The organism is Carnobacterium sp. (assembly GCF_045617425.1).
Taxonomy (GTDB): domain Bacteria; phylum Bacillota; class Bacilli; order Lactobacillales; family Carnobacteriaceae; genus Carnobacterium_B.
On the sequence record NZ_JAZLIO010000003.1, the window covers coordinates 197,059 to 221,928 of the forward strand.

Annotated in this window: 28 protein-coding genes and 1 other RNA gene; 24 read left to right on the forward strand and 5 right to left on the reverse strand. The window is 34.9% G+C overall.

Features of this window, described 5'->3' with window-relative positions:
• Positions 1-21 precede the first annotated feature (21 nt).
• Positions 22-663, reverse strand: a complete 642-nt coding sequence (recU, locus tag ACKI3H_RS01495; RefSeq protein WP_407370537.1) for a Holliday junction resolvase RecU — start codon at positions 661-663, stop codon at positions 22-24.
• A gap of 71 nt (positions 664-734) precedes the next feature.
• Between recU and ACKI3H_RS01500 the strand changes: the two genes are divergently transcribed.
• The 4 genes from ACKI3H_RS01500 to ACKI3H_RS01515 all read left to right on the forward strand — a co-directional run bounded on the left by ACKI3H_RS01500 (position 735) and on the right by ACKI3H_RS01515 (position 3,422).
• Positions 735-1,277, forward strand: a complete 543-nt coding sequence (locus ACKI3H_RS01500) for a DUF1273 domain-containing protein (protein WP_407370538.1) — start codon at positions 735-737, stop codon at positions 1,275-1,277.
• A gap of 158 nt (positions 1,278-1,435) precedes the next feature.
• Positions 1,436-1,768, forward strand: a complete 333-nt coding sequence (gpsB, locus tag ACKI3H_RS01505; protein WP_089974938.1) for a cell division regulator GpsB — start codon at positions 1,436-1,438, stop codon at positions 1,766-1,768.
• A 45-nt stretch (positions 1,769-1,813) separates the two neighbouring features.
• Positions 1,814-2,189, forward strand: an RNA gene (gene rnpB, locus ACKI3H_RS01510) — RNase P RNA component class B.
• Positions 2,190-2,276: 87 nt separating this feature from the next.
• Positions 2,277-3,422 (forward strand): class I SAM-dependent RNA methyltransferase, encoded by a 1,146-nt coding sequence (locus tag ACKI3H_RS01515; RefSeq protein WP_407370539.1) that lies wholly within the window; start codon positions 2,277-2,279, stop codon positions 3,420-3,422.
• 58 nt (positions 3,423-3,480) lie between these two features.
• On the opposite strand, the gene ACKI3H_RS01520 is transcribed toward ACKI3H_RS01515, so the two are convergent.
• Positions 3,481-3,888, reverse strand: coding sequence for a ribonuclease HI family protein (locus ACKI3H_RS01520; RefSeq protein WP_407370540.1), 408 nt, complete (start codon positions 3,886-3,888; stop codon positions 3,481-3,483).
• Positions 3,889-3,974: 86 nt separating this feature from the next.
• Between ACKI3H_RS01520 and ACKI3H_RS01525 the strand changes: the two genes are divergently transcribed.
• Positions 3,975-4,424 carry an EbsA family protein gene (locus ACKI3H_RS01525; RefSeq protein ID WP_407370541.1) on the forward strand — a complete coding sequence of 150 codons (450 nt, stop codon included), beginning with the start codon at positions 3,975-3,977 and terminating at the stop codon, positions 4,422-4,424.
• A gap of 75 nt (positions 4,425-4,499) precedes the next feature.
• Here the strand turns inward: ACKI3H_RS01525 and ACKI3H_RS01530 are convergent, their stop codons facing one another.
• On the reverse strand, positions 4,500-4,706 hold the full coding sequence (locus ACKI3H_RS01530; protein WP_407370542.1) for a cold-shock protein: 207 nt from the start codon (positions 4,704-4,706) through the stop codon (positions 4,500-4,502).
• 205 nt (positions 4,707-4,911) lie between these two features.
• Here ACKI3H_RS01530 and ACKI3H_RS01535 point away from each other — a divergent pair, with 205 nt between their 5' ends.
• The 14 genes from ACKI3H_RS01535 (at position 4,912) to ACKI3H_RS01600 (ending at position 16,786) form a co-directional block, all read left to right on the forward strand.
• Positions 4,912-5,553 (forward strand): uracil-DNA glycosylase, encoded by a 642-nt coding sequence (locus ACKI3H_RS01535; protein ID WP_407370643.1) that lies wholly within the window; start codon positions 4,912-4,914, stop codon positions 5,551-5,553.
• An 89-nt stretch (positions 5,554-5,642) separates the two neighbouring features.
• Positions 5,643-7,544, forward strand: a complete 1,902-nt coding sequence (locus tag ACKI3H_RS01540) for an ABC-F family ATP-binding cassette domain-containing protein (protein ID WP_407370543.1) — start codon at positions 5,643-5,645, stop codon at positions 7,542-7,544.
• An 18-nt stretch (positions 7,545-7,562) separates the two neighbouring features.
• Positions 7,563-8,510 carry a thymidylate synthase gene (locus ACKI3H_RS01545; protein ID WP_407370544.1) on the forward strand — a complete coding sequence of 316 codons (948 nt, stop codon included), beginning with the start codon at positions 7,563-7,565 and terminating at the stop codon, positions 8,508-8,510.
• A gap of 24 nt (positions 8,511-8,534) precedes the next feature.
• Positions 8,535-9,026, forward strand: a complete 492-nt coding sequence (locus ACKI3H_RS01550; protein ID WP_407370545.1) for a dihydrofolate reductase — start codon at positions 8,535-8,537, stop codon at positions 9,024-9,026.
• An 87-nt stretch (positions 9,027-9,113) separates the two neighbouring features.
• Positions 9,114-9,950, forward strand: coding sequence for an SGNH/GDSL hydrolase family protein (locus ACKI3H_RS01555; RefSeq protein WP_407370546.1), 837 nt, complete (start codon positions 9,114-9,116; stop codon positions 9,948-9,950).
• A gap of 32 nt (positions 9,951-9,982) precedes the next feature.
• The gene (locus ACKI3H_RS01560) at positions 9,983-10,591 is read left to right on the forward strand and encodes a YpmS family protein (RefSeq protein ID WP_407370547.1); all 609 of its coding nucleotides are present in this window, start codon (positions 9,983-9,985) and stop codon (positions 10,589-10,591) included.
• A 30-nt stretch (positions 10,592-10,621) separates the two neighbouring features.
• Positions 10,622-11,137 (forward strand): peptide-methionine (S)-S-oxide reductase MsrA, encoded by a 516-nt coding sequence (gene msrA, locus ACKI3H_RS01565; protein ID WP_407370548.1) that lies wholly within the window; start codon positions 10,622-10,624, stop codon positions 11,135-11,137.
• A 4-nt stretch (positions 11,138-11,141) separates the two neighbouring features.
• Positions 11,142-11,363, forward strand: coding sequence for a YozE family protein (locus ACKI3H_RS01570; protein ID WP_407370549.1), 222 nt, complete (start codon positions 11,142-11,144; stop codon positions 11,361-11,363).
• A 29-nt stretch (positions 11,364-11,392) separates the two neighbouring features.
• Positions 11,393-12,103 carry a purine-nucleoside phosphorylase gene (gene deoD / locus ACKI3H_RS01575; RefSeq protein WP_407370550.1) on the forward strand — a complete coding sequence of 237 codons (711 nt, stop codon included), beginning with the start codon at positions 11,393-11,395 and terminating at the stop codon, positions 12,101-12,103.
• 85 nt (positions 12,104-12,188) lie between these two features.
• Positions 12,189-13,679: a S41 family peptidase gene (locus ACKI3H_RS01580; RefSeq protein WP_407370551.1), complete on the forward strand. Its 1,491-nt coding sequence runs from the start codon at positions 12,189-12,191 to the stop codon at positions 13,677-13,679.
• A gap of 159 nt (positions 13,680-13,838) precedes the next feature.
• Positions 13,839-14,387: a signal peptidase I gene (gene lepB, locus ACKI3H_RS01585; protein WP_407370552.1), complete on the forward strand. Its 549-nt coding sequence runs from the start codon at positions 13,839-13,841 to the stop codon at positions 14,385-14,387.
• A gap of 21 nt (positions 14,388-14,408) precedes the next feature.
• A complete protein-coding gene (gene lepB / locus ACKI3H_RS01590) occupies positions 14,409-15,074 on the forward strand; it encodes a signal peptidase I (RefSeq protein WP_407370553.1) in 666 nt (221 codons plus the stop codon).
• Positions 15,075-15,147: 73 nt separating this feature from the next.
• Positions 15,148-16,011, forward strand: a complete 864-nt coding sequence (gene ylqF, locus ACKI3H_RS01595) for a ribosome biogenesis GTPase YlqF (protein WP_407370554.1) — start codon at positions 15,148-15,150, stop codon at positions 16,009-16,011.
• A gap of 1 nt (position 16,012) precedes the next feature.
• The gene (locus ACKI3H_RS01600; protein ID WP_407370555.1) at positions 16,013-16,786 is read left to right on the forward strand and encodes a ribonuclease HII; all 774 of its coding nucleotides are present in this window, start codon (positions 16,013-16,015) and stop codon (positions 16,784-16,786) included.
• A gap of 61 nt (positions 16,787-16,847) precedes the next feature.
• On the opposite strand, the gene lexA is transcribed toward ACKI3H_RS01600, so the two are convergent.
• The gene (gene lexA / locus ACKI3H_RS01605) at positions 16,848-17,471 is read right to left on the reverse strand and encodes a transcriptional repressor LexA (RefSeq protein ID WP_407370556.1); all 624 of its coding nucleotides are present in this window, start codon (positions 17,469-17,471) and stop codon (positions 16,848-16,850) included.
• Positions 17,472-17,632: 161 nt separating this feature from the next.
• Here lexA and ACKI3H_RS01610 point away from each other — a divergent pair, with 161 nt between their 5' ends.
• The 5 genes from ACKI3H_RS01610 (at position 17,633) to ACKI3H_RS01630 (ending at position 24,067) form a co-directional block, all read left to right on the forward strand.
• Complete coding sequence (locus ACKI3H_RS01610) at positions 17,633-17,872, forward strand: DUF896 family protein (RefSeq protein WP_407370557.1); 240 nt, start codon at positions 17,633-17,635, stop codon at positions 17,870-17,872.
• 133 nt (positions 17,873-18,005) lie between these two features.
• A complete protein-coding gene (gene tkt / locus ACKI3H_RS01615) occupies positions 18,006-20,009 on the forward strand; it encodes a transketolase (protein ID WP_407370558.1) in 2,004 nt (667 codons plus the stop codon).
• A gap of 163 nt (positions 20,010-20,172) precedes the next feature.
• On the forward strand, positions 20,173-20,409 hold the full coding sequence (locus ACKI3H_RS01620) for a YneF family protein (RefSeq protein WP_035022758.1): 237 nt from the start codon (positions 20,173-20,175) through the stop codon (positions 20,407-20,409).
• A 98-nt stretch (positions 20,410-20,507) separates the two neighbouring features.
• The gene (locus ACKI3H_RS01625; RefSeq protein ID WP_407370559.1) at positions 20,508-22,259 is read left to right on the forward strand and encodes an ABC transporter ATP-binding protein; all 1,752 of its coding nucleotides are present in this window, start codon (positions 20,508-20,510) and stop codon (positions 22,257-22,259) included.
• A complete protein-coding gene (locus ACKI3H_RS01630; RefSeq protein ID WP_407370560.1) occupies positions 22,259-24,067 on the forward strand; it encodes an ABC transporter ATP-binding protein in 1,809 nt (602 codons plus the stop codon). Before ACKI3H_RS01625 ends, ACKI3H_RS01630 begins: the two co-directional genes overlap by 1 nt.
• An 87-nt stretch (positions 24,068-24,154) precedes the next feature.
• Here the strand turns inward: ACKI3H_RS01630 and ACKI3H_RS01635 are convergent, their stop codons facing one another.
• Positions 24,155-24,775: a lysophospholipid acyltransferase family protein gene (locus ACKI3H_RS01635; protein ID WP_407370561.1), complete on the reverse strand. Its 621-nt coding sequence runs from the start codon at positions 24,773-24,775 to the stop codon at positions 24,155-24,157.
• Positions 24,776-24,870 lie beyond the last annotated feature (95 nt).

Genomic DNA, 24,870 nt, shown 5'->3' on the forward strand with positions numbered 1-24,870 from the left:
TCTTTCTTATATGAACTATATTTATTCTATTGCTAATGTGTCCACCTTTTCTCGCTTAGCAATTAGCTGATCCACGATTTTTAAATAGGGGATGCGCGGCGAAAGTTCATAATACATTTCATATCCAATCTTTTCAAGTTCTTTTAATGGAATCGATTTTCTCCCATCCTGTTGCTGATTGTTCCAATACTCAATTAAATGAGCTGCTTCTAATAAAAAAAGACGTTCACTTGTAGTAAAACGCATGATGACAAAACAAATAGCATGTTGTTCGATACATTGTTGCATGTGAACGATTTGATGGTCATGAAAATTTTTCAAAGGAAAAGAAATTTTATTTTTTGTTTCTTTTGCTTCGAAATCCAGATAATAGCTTTTATAAACCCCGTTGTAGTCGGTAGTAGATGCCTGTCTAAAGTAAGCTTCTTTAATGACAGCTGCACTTCTTTTTGGGTAATCTACTTTAACGATTTGAATAGGGGTAGGCTTTTTATGAATAACAGCATTTCCATTTGCTAAATAATATTGATTGCTCGCATTAATATCATCTTCTAAGGACATACCTCGTTTACTGAATGAAGTCATCTGTTTGTTTAGTTGCTTTTTTGGTGGAACTTTGTCACTATGGATATAGGTTTTACCATTAGGATATCTTATAGCCAAATAAAATCACACTCCTAAGGTTTATTATATCAAAGAACGGCCTTTAAAGAAAAGGAGAATCAAATGAGTTTATGAGAAACTTATATATTAGCGGATATCGGACATTCGAACTTGGTGTATTTAAGGATGATGATCCGAAAGTAGCAGTAATAAAAAAATGTTTAAAACAAGAAATTAGTCAGTTTATTGAAGAAGGAATTGAATGGGTTCTAACAAGTGCGCAGTTTGGCACAGAACAATGGGCTATTGAAGTTGTGGATGAATTAAAAAAGGAGTATCCAACCATAAAAGTGGGCATTATTTTTCCTTTTTTAGAGTTTGGTTCAAATTGGAATGAAAAGAACCAAAGTAAATTGATGGAGCTGAAAAAAATAGCAGACTATGTTGAAGCAACTTCTCATAAAACGTATCAAGATCCATCACAATTAAAGAACCATCAAGCATTTTTATTAGATCATTGTCAAGCAGCGTTATTGGTATATGACCCTGAATTTGAAGGGAAGACTAAGTTTGTCTATCAAGCAATAAAAAAGAAACAAGAAACAACAGAATTCGAATTGCGATTAATAGATGTTGACCAATTACAAAATAGTAGTCTTGAGGAAGAGTACTAATGGAGTGATTAATTTATGAAACTAAGTTATTTTAGTAGTTTATTCTTGTAAGAACAATATAAATGTAAAAATAAGTTTTTATTTCTCATAATCTTTGTTATAATGAGAAATAAGAACAATGTTTTGTTAGAAGATGAAGCAAACAAAGAGGTGTAAACATGGCAAATAGATCATTAACAACAAAGGATATTCTTCAAAAAGAATTTAAAACAAATATGCGCGGTTACAGCCCAACTGAGGTAGATGAATACTTAGATGAAGTGATTCGTGATTATGAATCATACAATAAAGAGATTACTCAATTAAAAGCTGAAAATGATCGTTTATTAAGTAAAATTGATGAGTTAACAAAACAAGCTTCAATTGGTAAACCTAGTTATTCTTCTCAACCGAATAATACGGTGACTAATTTTGATATCCTAAAACGTCTATCTAATTTAGAACGTCATGTATTTGGATCAAAATTAGATGAAACAGAAGATGAACTTTAGTCAGTAAAGAATTTAAAATGAATCAAAAGCAAAAAAACATTTGTAAATTTCGGGTAATTGCGGTTTAGCTTGACTAAACTGAGGAAAGTCCATGCTCGCACAAGCTGCGATGCTTGTAGTGTTCGTGCCTGGCGAAATCATAAGCCAGGGCCTCTATTTAACTTTAGAGAGACGGCAGAAAAAAGAGCTAAGGTTGTAAAACTATGCTTGAGTATTCTTGAAAGTGCCACAGTGACGAAGCAATACGGGAAACGGTATTGGTGGAACGCGGTAAACCCCTCGAGCGAGCAACCCAAACTTTGGTAGGGGCACTTTTCCTAGGGAATTGAACCGATGGAAGAGGCAGTAATTGCAGACAGATAATTACCTCCGGATAAAACAGACCTGACTTTTTATCTGAGACAGAACATGGCTTACAGAAATTTACAGATTCAGGTATAGAACCCTCCTTTTTGGAGGGTTTTATATTTATATAAAGAAATTGAGAAGAATTGGAGAAATTAATGATATGAAAAAATTTCAACTTGTTGCAACAGCAGCCAGCGGAATAGAAGCTTTAGTAGGAAAAGAAATTAAAGCATTAGGTTATGAGTGCCAAGTAGAGAACGGTAAAGTCTTTTTTGAAGGAACTGAAAAAGATATAGCTAAAACAAATCTTTGGTTAAGAACGGCTGATCGTGTCAAAATTATTGTTGGTGAATTTGACGCCTACGAGTTTGATGAATTGTTTGAAAAAACAAAGGCATTACCTTGGGAAGATTTATTGCCAATGGATGCTCATTTTCCTGTAGCTGGAAAATCTATAAAATCAAAGTTATACAGTGTGTCGGATTGTCAAGCGATTGTAAAAAAAGCAATTGTTAATCGCTTGAGCGAAGTTTATCATCGTAATACTCGATTACCTGAAACGGGTGCTTTGTATCAGCTTGAGGTAGCCTTATTAAAAGACAAAGTTACATTAACATTAGATACAACTGGTCCAAGTTTATTTAAACGAGGATACCGTTCTGCTAAAGGTGGTGCACCATTAAAAGAAAACATGGCTGCTGCGTTGGTTCAATTGACCAATTGGCGTAAAGATCGTCCTTTTTATGATCCAGTATGTGGTTCAGGGACAATCGTCATCGAAGCTGCATTGATTGGCCACAATATTGCCCCTGGTATAAATCGCTCATTTAGTTGCGAAGATTGGGAATGGTTTGATCAAAGCGTTTTTGAAGAAGTTCGTACAGAAGCAGAAGCTGCAGTAGATCATGATATCGAGTTGGATATTATGGGTTCAGATATCGATGGCACTATGATTGAAATTGCAAAAGAAAATGCAAATGAAGCTGGAGTAGGCAGCAGCATTACATTCAAACAAATGCAGGTAGCTGACTTTACGACAGAAAAAGAATACGGTGTGATTTTGGCTAATCCTCCATATGGAGAACGATTAGGTGAAGAAAATGAAGTTCACTACTTGTACAAACAAATGGGACAAGTCTATCGTCCGCTAAAAACATGGAGCAAATACATTATTACAAGTGATCTAGCTTTTGAAACTTTTTATGGTGAAAGAGCTACTAAGAAGCGTAAATTGTATAATGGAGCTTTAAGAACGGACTTATTCCAATTTTGGGGCGAACGTCCCCCCAGAGCGCCACGTGCATAAGTAAAAATAAGAATAAAAAAGCTAACCCTTATAAGAAAAATTTCTTTCTTAATAAAGGTTAGTTTTTTAAAAGTATTTTTTGTAAAGCTTGTCTTGCTAATTGATCTGCCCCTTTGTTTTGAGATTGTGGAATCCAGTGAACAAAAGATAAAGGGAAGTGATGAAGTTTTTCTATGATAAGGGCAAGATAAATTTTGAAGATATCTTTTTTTACGTGGTTTTTTATAATTGCAGAAGCTACTAATTTACTATCTGTATATACCATTAAAGTTTCAACATTTAATTGATGGTCAATTAAATAATCAAGTCCTTTTAGAAGTGCTTCAAATTCAGCTTCATGATTGCTCATTTCTTTATCAAGTGGAATAGATAATTGTTCATATCTGTTTTCAGAACTGATAACAATCCCCACACCGCTTGGACCAGGATTATTTTTTGTAGAAGCGTCTGTATATAGTTTTATCATATTCCATTCATTTCCTTTCTTTTAAATGGGTTTTTAAGTTGGGGTATGTTAGAATAACAGTACTTTCGTATAAGGAGCGCAACATATTGGATGAGAATTCTCGAGTAAAATTTCCCCTTTCATTAGAACCAGCTTTTCAAGTTATTTATTGGTCAATTTGCTGGTTACTATTTTTTTCGCTACTGATTGTAGTTTTGGAAACACAAACGTTTAATTTAATACTTATTTTTATGGCGATTCTTGTGGCAATACTTATATTTTATGGCCTAGGTTCTACTCTACGGATAAAAAATAATAGCTTGAAAATTAGTTATTATAGAGGAATGCGTAACAAGTGTATTCCAATAAATGAAATAAAAAAAATAACTTTTTCTGCTAAAAGAGAAGTTAGTTTATGTTTAACTCAAGATAAAGTAGTTCATATTTATTTAAACATAAAAAACAAAAAGAAATTTTATAAATATCTAAAAAAGAATCTACCATTGATTTTTTTAGAAGAGAAAAACAAGTGGGACGAATTATCTAAATTTGAATAAGAAAAAACGATACGCCTAAAGGTGTATCGTTTTTTTAGGTGTTTTTAACAAATATATCTAGTTAATAGGGTGTGGTTAGTCAACAACGATAACCTTAGTTGCTTGAGGGCCTCTTGTACCTTCTAAAATTTCAAAAGAAACATGTTGTCCGCTGCTTAGCGATTTAAACTCTTCTTCATTAGCAATTCCTGTAAAGTGAATAAAAATGTCTTCGGTTTCGTTGTATTCAATGAATCCATAACCTTTTTCATTACTGAACCATTTAACTCTTCCTTTTTCCATCTACGACACCCTCCCCTAATAAGCTGTTCAAGTAGAATCGAGTCATTTTTCTTAACAGTAATATAAGAAAGGACCTAATGCTATTATAGGAATAAACGCTACATTCGTCAATGGTGTGTGGTTTGAAAAAAGTAGGACTAAATAATTCACTTGTTTAAATAAAATACGATAAACTAACTGTAGGAGGTTGATAGATTTGGATACGGTGTTAACAAAACATTTAGTTGAAATGGCTAAGAAACGGTCACAAGAGTTCAGCGTTGAGGGTTTTGTTTACGGGCAAGGACCTCGTCATCCTAAGTTTTTATTAGTAGGGGAAGCTCCCGGAGAGACGGAAGCAGTGAACGGTATTCCTTTCTCTGGAAGGGCTGGTAAGGAACTTAGTCGTTTTTTTGAATTATTGGAAGTTAATCGTACGGATGTTTATATTTCAAGTGCTTTTAGAAGTCGACCGTACCGATATAAAGAAAAAATGGATCGTAAAACCCATCAACTTGTTTCTCGAAAATACAATCGCCCACCCACAAAAAAAGAACTGATTGCTCACGCGCCTTTATTAGATTATGAAATAGAAACGATCCAGACACCTTATATTTTGACGATGGGGAATATAGGATTACAAAGGTTGCTCGGTCCAAAAATGAAAGTTTCTGAGCAACATGGGAAACTTTATCATGGGCCAGTAATGCGTTTAGTTTCTTCAGAAGACAATACGTATACTTGGACTGAAAAACATTATGACGTTTTTCCAACGTTTCATCCGGCGTCTATTTTTTACAATCGAGAATTAGTTGAAACCATTCATAAGGATTTAGCACAATTTAAAAAATTGATGAATAAAACTTAATTAGATCAACTTAAAGATATTATGAATAAAAAATGGTAGAATGTTAAAGATGAATGAAAATGATTGATAGAGGAAAGTGGAGATAAAAAATGAAAGAATTAAAAGTACAGAATTTAACAAAAACCTATGGAGAAAAAGTATTATTCGATGACATCAATTTTTCAATAATGGAAGGCGAAAGAATTGGCCTAATCGGTGTAAATGGTTCTGGTAAAACAAACCTACTGAATGTAATCACTGGAAACGATAGTGCTGAAAAAGGCAGTATCCAAAAACCAAAAGATTATACCATCAGTTATTTGATGCAAGAACCAGCATTGAATCCAGATAAATCCGTTTTCGATGCTGTTTTTGAGGGAGATACACCTATTTTAGCCGCTGTTAGAAACTACGAAAGAGCTTTAGATTTATTAACAGCAGATCCAATGGATGAAAAAAGCCAAAACAGATATTCAAGAGCTGAACAGGCAATGAATGATGAAAATGCTTGGATAGCTGATACAAATGCAAAAATGATTTTGAACAAACTTGGAATCATTGATCTAGAGCAATTGGTAGGAACGCTATCTGGTGGACAAAGAAAACGTGTTGGCTTAGCACAAGTGTTGATTCAAGAACCCGATTTACTCGTTTTAGATGAACCTACAAACCACTTAGACTTTGAAACGATTACTTGGTTAGAAGGCTATTTAAGTTCGTATCGAGGAGCTTTATTGCTAGTAACCCATGACCGTTATTTCTTGGACCGTATCGTTAATCGAATGATTGAATTGTTCCATGGAAATGCGACTTTTTATACAGGAAATTATGAACAATATGTAGTCGAAAGAGCTCAAAGACAAGAAGCTGCTGTAGTAGCAGACCATAAAAGAAAACAAATGTATACGAAAGAACTAGCTTGGATGCGTACTGGAGCAAAAGCACGATCAACAAAACAACAAGCTAGAATCGGTCGGTTTAAAGACTTAGAAGACAATTTAAATCAATCAAACGTTGATGAATCAGTTGAAATGAATTTAGAAGGTTCTCGTTTAGGGAAAAGAGTATTTGAGTTGAAGGATGCGTCGCTTAATTTAGGTGGGAAAGTAATCCTAGATCACTTCAACATGTTGATTCAAACGAAAGATCGAATTGGAATCAGCGGTGAAAATGGAGCGGGTAAATCAACTTTCTTAAATGCATTAGCTGGTAGATTCCCATTAGATTCAGGTGAAATAGTTGTCGGTGAAACTGTAAAAATCGCGTACTTTACGCAAGTAATTGAAGAAATGAATCCCAATAAGCGTGTTATATCTTATTTACAAGAAGTTGGAGAAGAAGTGGAAACAACCAATGGTGAAAGAATCAGCGTAACCAATCTATTGGAACAATTCTTATTCGAGCGCCATACGCATGGTACACTTATTGGTAAACTATCTGGTGGAGAAAAAAGACGCCTATATCTGTTGAAATTATTGATGCAACAACCAAATGTATTGTTGCTTGATGAGCCGACAAATGATTTAGATATCGCAACTTTAACAGTTTTGGAAGACTATATTGAAACATTTCCTGGAGCGGTTATTTCAGTTTCCCATGACCGTTACTTCTTAGACAAGACAGTAGAAAAATTGCTGATATTTGATGGTAATGGAAAAATCAGACCATTTTATGGAAGTATTACAGATTATATAGAAGAAGAACAAGAGAAAAAACAAGGTCGCTCTGTTCAAAATAGTGGTTCAGTTGCAAAAGTTGCTACACAACCTGAATCAATTAAGGTTAATGAAAAAGTGAAGTTAACTTTTACAGAACAAAAAGAGTGGAGCACGATTGAAGAAGAGATGCTTGACCTTGAAAACAAAATAGAATCGCTTAAAGAAGAAATGTTAAAAGCTGGGAGTAATTTCAGTTTATTACAAGAACAACAAGAACAAGTAGCTACTTTAGAAAAAGAATTAGAAGAAAAAATGAATCGTTGGGAATATTTAAGCCAATATGCGAATGATTAATTTATAGGAGGTAAAATGGTGGAATCAGAATATTTAAATTTAGGAAAAAAAGTCTTGGAAGATGGTCATGTAAAGACAGATCGGACAGGAACAGGAACTAAAAGTCTTTTTGGTTATCAAATGCGATTTGATTTACAAAAAGGCTTCCCCTTACTAACAACGAAAAGAGTCCCCTTTGGTTTGATTAAAAGTGAATTGCTTTGGTTTATTAAAGGTAATACAAATATTCGTTATTTATTGCAACACAATAACCATATTTGGGATGAATGGGCTTTTGAGCGTTTTGTAAAAAGTGAAGAATATTTGGGACCTGATATGACTGATTTCGGCAGAAGAGCCTTGGTTGATGAAGAATTTAAAGCAGTTTATGATGGCGAAAAAGAAGTCTTTTGTACACGTGTTTTAGAAGATGACACATTTGCTGCTAAATACGGTGAACTGGGAAATGTATATGGAGCACAATGGAGAAAATGGAAAACAACCCAAGGAGAGACCATAGATCAACTGAAAGAAGTCATTCACCAAATCAAAACAACACCAGATTCAAGGCGTATGCTTGTTTCAGCATGGAATCCAGAAGACGTTCCTAATATGGCTTTGCCTCCTTGTCATACATTATTTCAATTTTATGTTGCTGATGGAAAATTAAGCTGCCAATTGTATCAACGAAGTGCAGACATCTTTTTAGGTGTACCGTTTAATATTGCGAGCTATGCACTATTAACACATCTAATAGCTCATGAGGTTGGTTTAGAGGTTGGAGATTTTGTTCATACGTTAGGTGATGCACATCTGTATTCAAATCATTTTGAGCAAATGGAAAAACAATTAGCAAGAGAGCCTAGAGATTTTCCGAAGATTGCATTGAATGAAACAAAGACTAGTATCTTTGATTTTGAGATGGAGGACATACAAATTGAAGGATATGATCCTCATCCAGGAATAAAAGCTCCAATAGCTGTTTAATTTGAAGAGAAAGTAGGAAATGAAATGATTGCTTTTTTATGGGCTCAAGATAAAAATGGGGCAATAGGGTATAAAGGTACTTTGCCTTGGTATCTGCCAAACGATTTAAAGTTTTTTAAACAAATGACTATAAATAACGCTGTAGTGATGGGAAGAAAAACATTTGAAGGGATGAACAAACGCCCTTTACCAGATCGTATCAATATTATTTTAACTACTGATCCTAATTACCAAGCAGATGGGGTCAAAATCATGCACAGCCGGGAAGAAGTGTTGGATTTTGCAAAAGACTACTCTGGAGATACGTTAATTACTGGGGGATCTAATGTATTCAGTTTCTTTATGGATGACGTTGATGTATTGCACCGCACAATGATCGAAGGTGAGTTTAAAGGAGATACCTTTATTCCAGAAATAGATTGGACAAAATGGAAACTTGAAAAAACAGAAGAGGGTATCTTAGATGAACGCAATAAATACCCTCATACTTTTGAAACATTTGTACGAAAAAGGTAAACACATTCTTCCTTTATAAATGGTATACGAAGAATAAAGAATTTGGTATACTATTTCCATATATTTACAGGTAAAGGAGTTTTTATCATGAAAAAAGGAAAATCAATTCTAAAAAGCTTCCTTTTTTTAATTATTGGAATTGTTTTAGTGTTGGGTACTCTGACAGTCTTATTCCGAACTCGTTCGAATGATGATCAAGAGACAACAGAAACAAAGAAAGAACCGCTTCATATTGTTGCTATTGGTGATTCATTAACTGAAGGTGTTGGAGATTCTACTAACAGCGGAGGATATGTTTCGATTGTCGATGAATTACTAGAAGAAACTCAAAATTATCAAGAGGTGACTACGAGCAATTATGGAAAGAGTGGAGATCGAAGTGACCAAATATTAAAACGATTTTACGAAGATGAAACGATGCAAGAAGACATTCAAACTGCTGATATAGTAGTTTTAACTATTGGTGGAAATGATATTATCCAGACATTTAAAAAAGATTTTTTGACCATCGACGAGCAAAAATTTATTGCTCCAGAAAAAACGTATGAACAAAACTTGAAGAGTCTTTTAACGGAAATAAAAAAAATAAATCCTCAGATTGAAGTTTATGTTTTTGGTATCTACAATCCCTATTATGTTTATTTTCCTGAAATCACTGAAATGCAAACGATAGTAGATAAATGGAACGAAAAAACGCAAGGAATCGTAAATGAAACAGATAATGCTGTTTTTCTTTCAATATCTAACTTATTTAATCAATCCTCAGAGTCAGATGGAAAAGAAAATCAGTTGTCGGATGACCAAAATAGTAATGCAACAAAAGTTGTTAATCCCTATTTGTACGAAGAAGACTTATTTCATCCTAATAGAGCCGGTTATGAATTGATGGGTGAGGTATTGTTTAAGGCTATCGTAAATAATTAAAAAGAATTTTTTTTGAAAGTAAAAGGTGTGTTATGGAGAAAAAAAAAGATCAGCAAAAGAATAAAGTAAATGGTTGGAAATGGGCTTTTCTGGGATTGTTTTCAGTGGTAGTAAGCATGATTATCTGGGCCTTTACTCAAATGACTCCTATTATGATAGGAGAACCAAATCTTGAGACCATAGACACTAAAGATGAAGTCATGTTTCAAGTGTCAACAAAAAAAGATGACGTTAATCAATTGGTAGCTTCTTATCTTAAAGATGAAAAAATTGTAAAAGGTCCCGTTAATTACCAGTTTAGATTGGAAGAGCAAGCACAATTAGTGGGTACTTTCCAATTGTTTGGTCATGATATCCAATTCCAGTTATTTTTAGAACCATTTGTTATGGAAAATGGCAATTTACAATTTAAGGCAACTGGTCTTTCAATTGGGAAATTTAACGTCCCGATTACCTTTGCGATGAATCAAATTGAAAATCAATTGAATATTCCGGATTGGGTAGCGATTGATAGTGAACAAGAAACGATTGTTTTTAATTTAAATGAATTTACTTTAGATAGCGGTATTCATTTTTCAGTGGATAAAATTAATTTAGCTGAAAATGATATTCGAGTGAACGTTTACGTTCCAGCTGATTAAAGTGAAAAGAAGTGGGAAAGGATGAGATAAGTGAAAGAGACGGCTATTTTTGCAGGAGGATGCTTTTGGTGTATGGTTTCGCCTTTTGATGAGCAACCTGGAATTGAAAATGTTGTATCAGGCTACACTGGAGGTCATACCATTGATCCTACTTACGAAGAAGTGTTAACTCAAACAACTGGACACACTGAAGCAGTTGAAATAACCTTTGATCCTTCAGTTATTTCATATGAGGAATTGGTAGACATCTATTGGAATCAAACGGATCCCACAGATGCAATGGGTCAATTTCAAGATAGGGGAGACAACTATCGTCCCGTCATTTTTGTTCTGAATGAGAACCAAAGAAATATTGCGGAGAAATCCAGACAACTGTTAAGCGAAAGCGGAAAGTATAAAAATCCTATTGTAACAGTAATTGAAGAGGTTAAACCTTTTTATCCAGCTGAAGAACAACATCAGGAGTTTTATCAAAAAAATCCAGAAAAATACGCTCAAGAACAAGAAGAGCGTTTGCATTATCAGCAAAGTAAAGAAAGGAATTAGGTCAATGCAACGTCCGTTTTATCATTATTTAATGACTGAAAGAGATCCACATAAAAAAGATGCTGTCACTTTATTTGCAAATGCTGTTTATTTAGATGACGGTTTCCCAAAACAATCAGAAGATTATCATGAAGTTAGTCATTATCTAGAATTAAATGGCACATATTTAGACGAAATGACAACTTTTGACACAGCTTGGGAAATTTATTTAGACAAAGATAACTAAAACAACCATACCACTAGGAGGAAATAATCATGAGTGTACACATTGAAGCTAAAGAAGGCCAAATCGCAGAAACGGTATTGTTACCAGGAGATCCATTAAGAGCAAAATATATTGCAGAAACCTTTTTAACAGATGTTGAACAATACAATCGAGTGAGAAACATGTTCGGCTACACAGGAACATATAAAGGTCAACGTGTCTCTGTTCAAGGAACTGGAATGGGAATTCCTTCTATGATGATTTATGCTGAAGAATTGATTACAGGATATAACGTAAAAAACTTAATACGTGTAGGAACTGCTGGTGGAATGCAAAAAGACGTGAAAGTACGTGATGTGATTTTAGCTCAAGGTGCAACAACAGATTCTGCTGTTGTTAAAAATACATTTAATGATCAAGTCCAATTTGCTCCTATTGCTGATTTTGATTTACTAAAAACAGCTTATGATATTGCTATTGAACAAGGAATGGATGTTAAAGTAGGAAATATCTTGTCTGCTGACCGTTTTTATAATGAAGAGCTAGACAAAAAGAAACTTGCAGATTATGGTGTATTGGCAACTGAAATGGAAGCAGCCGGTCTTTATACTTTAGCAGCTAAATACAATCGTCGCGCTTTAGCTATTTTAACCATCAGTGATCATTTGATTACGGGGGAAGAAACATCTTCAGATGAGCGTGAAACAACATTTAATGATATGATGATCGTAGCATTAGAAACGGCTTTAAAATTCAAATAAATGTGCAGTAAATAAAAACAACTTCAGCAGTAAAATCAACTAACCGCATCTAATAATTAATTGAAACCAGAGGGGAAGCTTATACATGGAGAATGAACCAAACAAGCAAAAGAATAAAAAAGCCATTAAGCCTTGGGCGTATGGCGCTTCTCTCATAGTAGTTGCTGCACTTTCAATTGGTGGAACAATAGCTGTTACAAATGCAAATGATGATGAATCACCTGCTAAAGATCAGTTAAATTCATCAGAAGTAAGCGTGGAAATGAATGCAGATGAATTTGGAAAAATTCAAGAAGTGTATGATGCGTTGATGTCGGATTATTATCAAGGGGTTGAAGGAGAAACGCTCATTGAAGGTGCTATCACCGGCATGACAGAATCTGTTGAAGATCCTTATACACAATACCTTGATGTAGAAGAATCTACTTCTTTAAATGAAAGCATCTCGGCTTCTTTTGAAGGAATTGGTGCAGAAGTAATGAAGCAAGGAGATAATGTCATGATTGTGTCTCCAATTGCAGGTTCTCCAGCTGAAAAAGCAGGATTGCTACCGAATGACCTTATTTTAAAAGCAGATGATCAAGAACTATCAGGTTTAAATTTAAATGAAGCTGTATCGTATATTCGTGGTGAAAAAGGCTCAGAAGTGGTGTTAACCATTAAACGTGGCGATTCAACTTTCGAAGTGACTGTTGTGAGGGATACCATACCTGTTGAGACAGTTGTTTACCAATTAGATGAAGAAGATCCAACAATTGGCTATGTTTCTATCACAAGTTTTTCTTCACCAACTTATGATGACTTAGTGGCTGCGATTGAAGATTTAAGAGAACAGGGTGCTGAATCTTTTGTCTTTGATGTTCGCCAAAATCCTGGTGGATTATTAAATGCCGGGTTGAGTATTTCTAATTTATTTTTAGAAAATGGTGACACTATTTTACAAACACAGGAAAAAGATCAAGAACCGATCCCAATCGTTTCTGATGATGCGACAATGGGTGACTTCAAAGTGACAGAACCTTCTGTTTTATTAGTAGATGAAGGAAGTGCTAGTGCTTCTGAAATATTAGCAGGTGCGGTTAATGAATCGGGTAATGTTAAATTGATTGGTACTCAGACATTTGGAAAAGGAACGGTTCAAAATGTTGCTACATTTGATGATAGTAGTGAATTGAAAATGACCGTTGCGAAATGGTTAACGCCAAGCGGCAAGTGGATCAACGAAGAAGGAATTAAACCTACTATAGAAGTAGCTTTACCGGATTACGCTAATTTATTGATTATTGATAGTTCAAAAACGTATCAATTAAAAGATGTGTCCGCAGAAGTTGAGAATTTAGAAAAAGTACTAAAAGCGTTAGATTATCCTGTAGAATCAGTAGATGGATACTTTGATGAAACTACTCAAGAAGCCGTCAAACAATTTCAGGAAGATAAAAAAATACCTGTTGATGGTATTGTAACAGGTGAGACTGCTACTCAACTCATTGATTCATTGAGAACATTAATAGATGAAAATGATACTCAATATAAGGCAGCTATCAAAGAATTGCAATCTAATGCAACTGCTGAATAAACAGTGATGGTTAGGAAACAGGATTGTTAACAACTTGATGCCAAAAGAGAGATAGGAGTTTGCTATCTCTCTTTTGGTTAAATCATTGTTTTAAATAAATAGTTTTTTTTTAGGTTTTCTTGTATGATAGAATAAATAGATTGATTTGGAGCGAATGTAATGAGACAAAAGTCTTGGAAGGAATTTTCATGGGAATGGTTTAAGGCTCTCTTATTAGCTGGATCAATCACTGTTTTACTGCGAAATTTTATCTTTATTCCTATGACTATTGAAGGTTCTTCTATGATACCAACTTTTCAACAGGATGATCAAATCATAGTTAGAACCATCTATAATAATATAGAAAGATTTGATCTAGTTGTATTTCATGATTCTTCAAATCGAACACTTGTTAAAAGAGTCATTGGGTTACCGGGAGAGGAAGTTCGCTACGAAAATGATCAGCTGTATATAAATGATAAAAAAATAGAGGAAAAATTTCTTGATAATAATTTAGTTAATCATGCTGGTGGGGTATGGACATCCGATTTCACTTTAGAAGAACTAACTGGAACTCAAATAGTTCCAGAAAATGAGTATTTTGTACTAGGAGATAATCGGAGATCAAGTAATGACAGTCGCTATTTCGGTAGTGTTCCACTAGATTCAATTATTGGTGAAACATCCTTTACTTACTATCCATTTAATCGTATAAATTTTATTCAATAAATAGTATAAGAAGGTAGGGAGATGCAATTGAGTAAAATTAATTTTTCTGATAATCAACACAAGAATGAAAATACTTTCGAACCGAGAAACACGCGTCATCTTTCTCCAAGTCAAAAACGTAAAGAAAATAAAGGTCGCGGAAGTGAAATTTTAAGCACCTTGTTGTATTGTGTTGTGGCATTGATAATTTTTCTACTCATTCGACATTTTCTTTTTGCTCCAGTGAGTGTAGACGGTCAATCAATGGCACCTACTTTAGAAGATCAAGATCGTTTGATTTTAAATAAAATCGACAAAATAGATCGTTTTGATGTGGTTGTTTTTCCAGCTCCAGGTGAGCCGGATAAACAGTATATCAAGCGGATTATTGGTATGCCAGGAGATACGATTCGTTATCAAGATGATGTGTTGTATATCAATGGAGAACCGGTTGAAGAAGAGTATTTAGAAAATTCCATCGAAAATATGACACCAGGAGATAATTTTACAGAAGACTTCTTATTAGCTGCTAAAACAGGAGAAGAAACTGTTCCAGAGGGGACTTATTTTGTAATGGGAGACAATCGTCAAAATTCAAAAGACAGCCGATTTAGTGAAGTAGGGTTTATAGATGCGACCACTGTTAGTGGAACAACAAATCTTCGTATCTGGCCACTTGAAAAATTTGGTACGATTGACGAGGATTAACAAATGAAATGAAAAAAAAATACAATACAATAGTGTAGTTCTTTTTTTGTGTAAATAGAAAGGTGAAAATTAAATGACCATTCAATGGTTCCCAGGACATATGGCAAAAGCAAGACGCCAAGTAACAGAAAAAATTAAACTAGTAGATATTATTTTTGAACTAGTAGATGCAAGATTACCTTTATCAAGCCGCAATCCAATATTAGATGAAATTATTGGAGAAAAACCAAGGATAATCATTTTAAATAAAAGTGATTTAGCGGATCCGTTAGAAACAAAGAAGTGGGTAGCTTATTTTAATGATCAAGGAATAGCGGCTGTTCCAATTGTTGCTCAAGAAGGACACGGCATGAAACAATTGATGGCAAAAGCAAAAGAACTTTTACAACCAAAATTTGATCGTAGAGCCGCTAAAGGCATCAAACCTCGTGCAATTCGAGCTATGAGTATTGGAATTCCTAACGTTGGAAAATCAACGTTGATCAATCGATTTGTAAAGAAAAACATTGCCCAAACAGGAAATAAACCAGGTGTAACAAAAGCCCAACAATGGTTGAAGTTAGGTAAAGAATTAGAATTATTGGATACACCAGGGATTCTTTGGCCGAAGTTTGAAGATCCTGAAATTGGAAAGAAATTAGCTTTAACTGGAGCAATTAAAGACACCATTCTACAGTTAGACGAAATTGCTATGTATGGATTGGAAGAAATGAAAATTCGAAATCCAGAACTACTTGCTAAACGATACAGATTAACAGAAGAAGAATTAAATCTTGAATCGCCAGACCTGCTTATGTTGATCAGTGAGCGAAAAGGGTATAAAGATGATTATACTCGTGCGGCTGAATTGATTGTTTTTGAAATTAGAAGCGGTAAAATTGGGAAGTATACATTAGATATAGCGCCGATTTCTTTACCAAAAAGGCAGGACAGTTAAAATGGAAAAACCGTTGACCATTACGGCAATAAAGGAACTACTAACGACCATCACCCATATGGATGATGGACGATTGACTTTAATTAAGAGTGATTCACGTAAAGGTGTATTAAATGCGTATAAGTCTTGGGAAAATCAAATGAGAAAACAGCAATTGATTCTCGAAAAACAACAGGAAATGTTGCAAATAGAGCAATTTTTTTGGGAACAAGGAACACGATTTATTGCTGGAATCGATGAGGTAGGAAGAGGTCCATTAGCTGGACCTGTTGTTGCAGCTGCGGTCATATTGCCGCAAGATTTTAATGTACTGGAAATCAATGACTCTAAACAATTATCGAGTGCAAAAAGGGAATTGTTATTTGACCAAATTCAAGAATCTGCGATAGCTATTGGGATTGGTATAAAAGACCATCGAATAATTGATAAAGTCAATATTTATGAAGCAACTAAACTGGCTATGGTTGAAGCTATTGAGCAACTACCTCAACAGCCAGACCAATTGCTGATTGATGCAATGCATCTACCAAGCAATATTCCCCAAGAAAGCTTTATCAAGGGAGATTCAAAAAGTTTGTCTATAGCTGCTGCTAGTATCGTTGCAAAAGTAACAAGAGACCGAATGATGGCGGAATATGATACAGTATATCCGGGATACGGTTTTTCTAAGAATGCGGGATATGGAACAAAAGTCCATTTAGAAGGTTTAGAAAAACACGGAGTATGTCCTATCCACCGAAAAACTTTTGCTCCTGTTAAGAATTTATTAGAATAAAGAGATTTACTGTGAAACAAAAAAAACGAAGAACCGGGATAAAACCCGTTCCTTCGTTTTTTTATTGGATATGGCTACGATACAATCCGATTACTTTGCCTAAAATGGTTACTTCATTAAGTAGAATAGGACTCATGGTGTCATTTTCTGGTTCTAAGCGATAATGATCTTCTTCTTTATAAAATCTTTTGCATGTTGCTTCATCTTCTACAGTCATAGCAATAACAATATCGCCATTATTTGCAGAGCTTTGTTTACGAATAATCACTTCATCACCATCAAAAATACCAGCATTGATCATGCTTTCTCCGCGTATAGTCAACATAAAAAGAGAATCATTTTCAAACTGCAAGTTTGGAGGCAATGGGAAATAATCTGTCGCTTCTTCTACAGCTAAGATTGGTTCACCTGCTGTTACAGTTCCCAGTAAAGGTATTTTATCAAGTGCAATGCCTAATTTTGATAATCCTAGTTGTGTTAGTTCTATTGCTCTTGGTTTGCTAGGATCTCTTTGGATGTAACCATTTTTTTCTAAACGAGAAAGGTGACCATGAACGGTTGAGGTAGAAGATAAAGAAACAGCCGTTCCGATTTCTCTTACAGTTGGAGGGTAACCTTTTAATTTAACTTGACTGTATATATATTGCAGAACTTCAACTTGTCTTGATTCGGGATTTTTACTCATAATATATATAAACACCTCGTTTCTATTATTTTATCATTTTAAGATTACCATATATGATAGAACAAATCAAACAAACGTTCGTAGATTTAAAGGATTAAAAGATGTTTTTTTAAAAGAAATTTGTTATAGTTGACTAATAAATAAAAAAGTGGAGTGATTCGATGTTACCAAAAGATCAAATAGAACGAATAAATGAGTTAGCAAAAAAATCAAAAGGCAAAGGATTGACTATCCAAGAACAAGTTGAACAAAAGGAATTAAGAGATGCCTATATAACGGCTTTTCGTGGTGGGATGAGAAATACTATTGAAGGTGTCAAAATTGTAGATGAAGAAGGTAATGATGTAACTCCTGATAAATTAAAAGACATACAAAAAGATAAAGGTCTTCACGGAAGATAAAAGAATCTTTGTTCAATAATGGGATAACCATGAAATTCTCCCATTTAATAACATTCTCATCGTGAAAGCGTTGCACTTGAGTGTAAATAATAGTAAACTAATAAAGTACTATAAGAGAGTTAAAATCGAAAGGATGATTTTTTTGTTTGATAACACAGACCAATTAGCAGTAAATACAATAAGAACACTAAGTATGGATGGTATACAAAAAGCCAACTCTGGACACCCAGGATTACCTATGGGGGCTGCTCCAATGGCTTACACATTGTGGACTAAACAATTAAAAGTAAATCCAAAAAACTCGAAATGGTTCAACCGTGACCGTTTTGTATTATCAGCTGGACATGGATCGATGTTACTATACAGCTTACTGCATTTAGCTGGATATGACGTTAAAATTGATGATTTAAAACAGTTCCGTCAATGGGACAGTAAAACACCTGGACATCCAGAAGTGAACCATACTGATGGAGTAGAAGCAACAACTGGTCCATTAGGTCAAGGAATTGCAAATGCTGTTGGAATGGCGATGACAGAAGCTCATTTAGCTGCAGTTTATAACAAAGAAGGTCATTCTATCGTAGATCACTTTACATATTCTTTATGTGGAGACGGCGACTTAATGGAAGGAATTTCAGCTGAAGCGGCTAGTTTAGCTGCTCATTTGGAACTTGGGAAATTAGTTGTTCTTTATGATTCAAACGATATCTCTTTAGATGGACCAACCTCTAAAGCTTTTACTGAAAATGTTGGACAACGTTTTGAAGCTTATGGTTGGCAACATATTCTTGTAAAAGATGGAAATGATTTAGAAGAAATTAATGCAGCAATTGAAGCTGCAAAAGCTGAGACAAAAAAACCTACTTTAATCGAAGTGAAAACGATTATTGGATTTGGTGCTCCGAATGCTGGAACACATAAAGTCCATGGCGCACCACTTGGAGCAGAAGGAATTGAAGCAGCTAAGAAGGCTTATGGCTGGGAAGGCGAAGACTTCTTTGTACCTTCTGAAGTAGCAGAACGCTTTAAAGAAACAATGGTTGACCAAGGAGCTAAAGTGGAAGAAGAATGGAAAGCATCATTTGAAGCTTATCGTACGGAATATCCAGAATTAGCAGAACAATTCGAGTTATCTTTAAAAAATGAATTGCCAAAAAACTGGGATGCTGAATTACCAACATATGAAGTTGGAGACAATGCATTGGCTTCTCGTGTTACAAGTAGCCAAGTGTTAAATGCTATCGCAAAAAAAGTTCCTTATCTATGGGGTGGTTCTGCTGATTTGTCGTCATCTAATAATACAATGATAGCAGATGTAAAAGATTTCCAAGCTGGTCAATATGATGGAAGAAACATTTGGTATGGTGTTCGTGAATTTGCAATGACAGCTGCAATGAACGGAATCGTTTTACATGGTGGAACTAGAACTTACGGTGGGACATTCTTTGTCTTTACAGATTACTTGCGTGCGGCAGTTCGGTTAGCTGCTATATCTAAGTTGCCGGTAACTTACGTATTCACACATGATTCAGTTGCTGTAGGAGAAGATGGTCCAACTCATGAGCCAGTAGAACAATTATCTAGTTTGCGCAGTATGCCTAATCTGTCTATTCTTCGTCCAGCAGATGGAAATGAAGTTGTAGCTGCTTGGGAATTAGCAATCACTTCAGTTGATCATCCAACAATGTTGGTTTTATCTCGCCAAAATTTACCTGTATTGCCAGGAACTAAAGAAGGCGCGCGTACAAATGTTGCTAAAGGAGCTTATGTTATTTCTCCTCAAGCTGGGGAAAAACCAGAAGGAATTCTGTTGGCATCCGGTTCTGAAGTAGCGTTAGCTATTGAAGCTCAAAAAGCTTTGAAAGAAAGCGGACAAGATGTTTCTGTTGTTTCTGTTCCAAGTTTTGATTTATTCGACAAACAAGATGCAGCTTATAAAGAAAGTGTTCTACCAAATGGAGTACGCAAACGTGTATCTATTGAAATGGGAGCCACATTTGGTTGGGAACGTTATGTTGGCTTAGATGGTGCTTCAGTAGGGATAGATAAATACGGTGCAAGTGCTCCAGGAGCAACAGTTATTGAAAACTATGGCTTTACAGTTGAAAACGTTGTGAAAACATACAACAACTTATAAAAAAATGGCCATGTGAGTTGAAAGTTCAACTTACATGGCTTTCTTTTGTGAGTAAATGGGATAAATTGCGACTTTTTAACGTAAGAAGAAGAATTTTAGTTTATTTTTCCAATAATATTTAGTACAATTAAGACTTGAGAGGTTCGAAAGGAGTGAATCAAAAATGAATTTAGGTCTTGCTATCTTTTTAATTATTTTAGCCTTAGTTGGTGGAGCAGTCGCTGGTTTCTTCCTTGCTAGAAAATACATGATGGATTATTTTAAAAAAAATCCGCCAGTTGACGAAAATATGTTGCGTATGTTAATGATGCAAATGGGACAAAAACCATCAGAAAAGAAAATTAAACAAATGATGTCGTCAATGAAAACACAAACAACAAAAACGACTAAAAAAAAATAAGGGCACACACTGCCTTATAATACTAACGTGCGAGCAGATATGTATCTGTTCGCGTTTTTTGATTAATAGGATTATTAGTAAAGAGGTGAGGGAAGAAAATGGGTATTTATAAAAAATTAGGTTGGTTTTTTAAACAAGAAAAAAAAGCATATATCACGGGTGTGATATTTTTATTTCTTGTAGCAATCATTCAACTAGTCCCGCCTAGGATAGTGGGAATTATTGTAGATGAAGTTGGTCAAGGAACGTTAACGCTTAAAAAATTAATCCAGTGGTTAAGTATTTTGATAGGTGCGGCAATTGCCAGTTACTTATTTCGTTACATTTGGCGTGTGAATATTTGGGGAACATCTGCCAAATTGGAACGGATACTTAGAACACGATTATTCAACCACTTTACTGAAATGGACAATAGTTTTTTTCAAAAATACCGCACGGGCGATTTAATGGCTCATGCAACAAATGATTTAACGGCAGTTCGAAATGTCGCAGGTGGTGGGATATTGACCTTAGCTGATTCAATTATTACAGGGGGTACAACGATTATTGCCATGGCTCTAGTAGTTGACTGGAGATTAACGTTGATTGCATTGATACCACTCCCATTGCTTGCTATAGCCTCACGCGTTTTGGGTTCAAAACTCCATGAGCGATTTAGAGGAGCGCAAGCGGCTTTTTCTAATATGAATGATAAAGCGCAAGAGAGTATTTCAGGGATGAAGGTCTTGAAAACATTCGGTCAAGAAGATGAAGACGTTGAAGAATTCAGACAAAAAACAGAGCAAGTAGTTGCTGAAAATCGAAAAGTGTATAAAATTGATTCGCTGTTTGACCCTACAATCACTTTTATCATGGGAATTTCTTACGTATTGACCATCGTAATGGGTGGGAGATATATAAATTCAGGCACCATCACTATTGGTGAACTAATTTCCTTTATTAACTATATAGCTATGCTGGTATGGCCGATGTTTGCCATTGGCCGATTATTTAATATTTTGGAACGTGGAAGTGCAAGTTACAATCGGGTAGAGAAATTACTATTAGAACGATCGAAAATTATTGAAAAACCCTCGGCATTAACGAAAAAAGTAAGAGGAGATATTCATTATTCCATTGATAAATTTTCTTACCCTAAATCCGATGTTCCAGCGTTAAAAGAGGTACATTTTGAGCTGAAACGTGGACAAACGCTCGGCGTAGTAGGAAAAACAGGAGCTGGAAAAACCAGCATTTTTAAATTACTTTTAAGAGAATACGATCGTTATCGTGGACGTATTCTATATGGAAATGAAGACATCAGAGATTACACGTTAGATGCCTTGTTACAGCAAATCGGTTATGTACCACAAGATCAATTTTTATTTTCTACGAGTATCAAAGAAAATATTCGCTTTTCTAATCCAGAACTATCACAAGAAGAAGTTGAAAATGCTGCAGAGTTAACGGCCATTCATTCTGATATCATGGAAATGCCTAATGGATATGATACGGTAGTTGGAGAACGGGGAGTTTCATTATCAGGAGGACAAAAGCAACGAATTTCAATTGCTCGCGCGCTGATTATTAAACCTGAATTATTAATTCTAGATGATGCTCTATCCGCAGTGGATGCTAAAACGGAAGAGAGGATATTATCTGCTTTGAAAAATGAACGTTCGGAACAAACAACGATTATAGCTGCTCATCGAATCAGCAGTGTGATGCATGCAGATGAGATTATTGTTATCGACAATGGTGAAGTCATCGAACGAGGGACACACGCTGATTTAATCATTCAAAATGGATGGTATAAAGAGATGTTTGACAGTCAGCAACTTGAACAAAAAATTGAAGGAGGTGCAGACTAATGGAACAAGAATCAGTTTGGTCAAAATCATTTACCACTAAAGAACAAGTGACTATTTTAAGACGGATCATTATGTTTGCCTCACCCTTCAAATTTCAATTCATAGCGGGAATCTTATTTGGTGTTTTGTTAGCTATCACAAATATCATTTTGCCAAGAATCCTTCAGGTGTTTATTGACAATTATTTATCAAAAGGGACGGCAACAAATCAAATTATTGGAATGTTTGCTTTAATATATTTTGGTATGACGATGGTAAAAATTGTTTTTTGGTACCTGAATCTTTATTTATATAATATGGCTTCTGAACAAACCGTAGAAAATATCCGTAATGCAATTTTTAAAAAACTGCACACTTTAGGTATGCGTTTTTTTGACCAAACTCCTGCTGGTTCAATTGTTACAAGAGTGACAAATGATACAGAAACCATTAAAGAATTTTGGTCGGTATTTTTAACGATTATACAAGGGATGCTGGGTGTTATCACTTCACTTATCGCTATGATGCTATTGAACGTTCAGGTTTCTCTATGGATTGTTGCATTAATCCCAATACTAGGAGTGGTCATTTGGTATTATCAAAAATTTAGTTCAAGATTGTACCGAAATATGAGAGAAAAACTAAGTTTGTTAAATTCAAAATTAGCTGAATCAATTAATGGAATGAGTATTATCCAACAATTTCGTCAAGAAAAAAGATTGCAAAAAGAGTTTGATGAAACAAATATGGACTATTACAAACTACGCTATGCAATGGTGAAGACAAATTCAATTTTATTAAGTCCAGTCATCGATTTTCTATATACTCTTTCACTAATTCTTATTTTAGGTTTTTTTGGATATGACTCGTTAAACGGATCAGTAAGTGTAGGTGTGATTTATGCATTTACATCTTATGCGCGAAATTTCTTTAATCCTATGACAAGTATGATGGACAGCTTGAGTATCTTTCAAGATGGTATCGTTTCAAGTAGTCGAGTATTGAACGTGTTAGATAATGATGAATATACACCGCAACAACACAAAAAAGCAGAGGCTGAGATTCAAGCTGCTAAAATTGAATTTAAACATGTGAGTTTTTCTTATGACGGAAAACACAATGTATTAAATGATATTTCTTTTGTTGCATTACCTGGACAAACGGTTGCCTTAGTAGGACACACAGGGAGTGGTAAAAGTTCTATTATTAATGTTATGATGCGCTTTTATGAATTTTTTGAAGGTGAGATCTTGATTGATGACGTTCCTATTAAGAATTACCCGATAAAAGAATTAAGGAAAAAAATGGGTTTAGTTTTACAAGATTCTTTTTTATTTTATGGGACAATCAAAGACAATATTCGGTTAAAGAATCCAGCTATAACGGATTTTCAAATAGAAGAAGCTGCTCAATTTGTTCAAGCAGACACCTTTATTGAGAAATTGCCGAATCAATATGATTCTAAAGTCATTGAGCGGGGAGCCAGTTATTCAACAGGACAAAAGCAATTGATTTCGTTTGCAAGTACAATAGTTACTGATCCTAAAATTTTGATTTTGGATGAAGCAACGGCAAATATTGATACTGAAACCGAAGCGCTTATTCAAGAAGGGCTCAGAAAAATGCGGAAAGGTCGTACAACGTTGGCTATTGCTCATCGCCTATCTACCATTCGTGATGCCGATTTAATTCTTGTATTGGATCATGGAAGAATTGTCGAGCGTGGCACACATGATGAGTTGATTCAGCAAAATGGTATCTATTATGATATGTATCGCTTGCAAAATAATGGTCTTAAAAATGAAGAGAGTGTGTCCGAAAACAGTTAAACGCACATCAAAAAAAGTTTAAGATGAATACGGCATAGTATGTACAAAAAGAGGAGCTAGGACAATTTGTCCCAGCTCCTCTTTTTGTTATTTCGTATAGTCGTACTTAAATGAAGGATCAATTTGGTTATCTAATTGGTCAAAGGCTTGTTGAATTTGTTCATCGATTGCCTTTAAGTTTTCTTTTGAAAGCTTCACTGTACGGTCTATAGTGATTGGGTCTCCAAAACGAACGGTTACTCTTTTTCTTTTCAACAATCCACTTAAAGTCATGGGTCCTTGATAAACAGCTGGAATAATTGGCACACCACTTAGTTTAGCAATTGTAGCAGCACCACCCTTTATTTCATTTGAGTGTCTTGTTCCTGTTGGAAAAATCATTAAACTTAAATTCCCTTTTTTAAGGATCTTTACAGGCGTTTTAATAGCACTTGGACCGGGGTTAGTTCGATCGACAGGAAATGCATTTGCGTGTCTGATGATCCAACTAAGGATAGGATTTTTGAACAATTCTTTTTTAGCCATAAATGTAAATGGTTTAGGGCTTGCAGCTAGTGCTAAATAGACTGGGTCAATCCAGGTTCTATGAGGTGCCACTAATATATAAGATGTGTCTGTTGGAAGTTTGTCACGATTTTCATAATGGGCATTGCCGTTTAAGATCGCTAACAAAAAGCGTAAAGTGCCGCGTAAAATTCTATAAAACAAAATGATTCAACCTCTCATTAATTCAATTTTCTAGTACATTTTTATACTAATAGTATGATTCATAACCTGTATTTTAGCAAGCTATTTTTAATTTA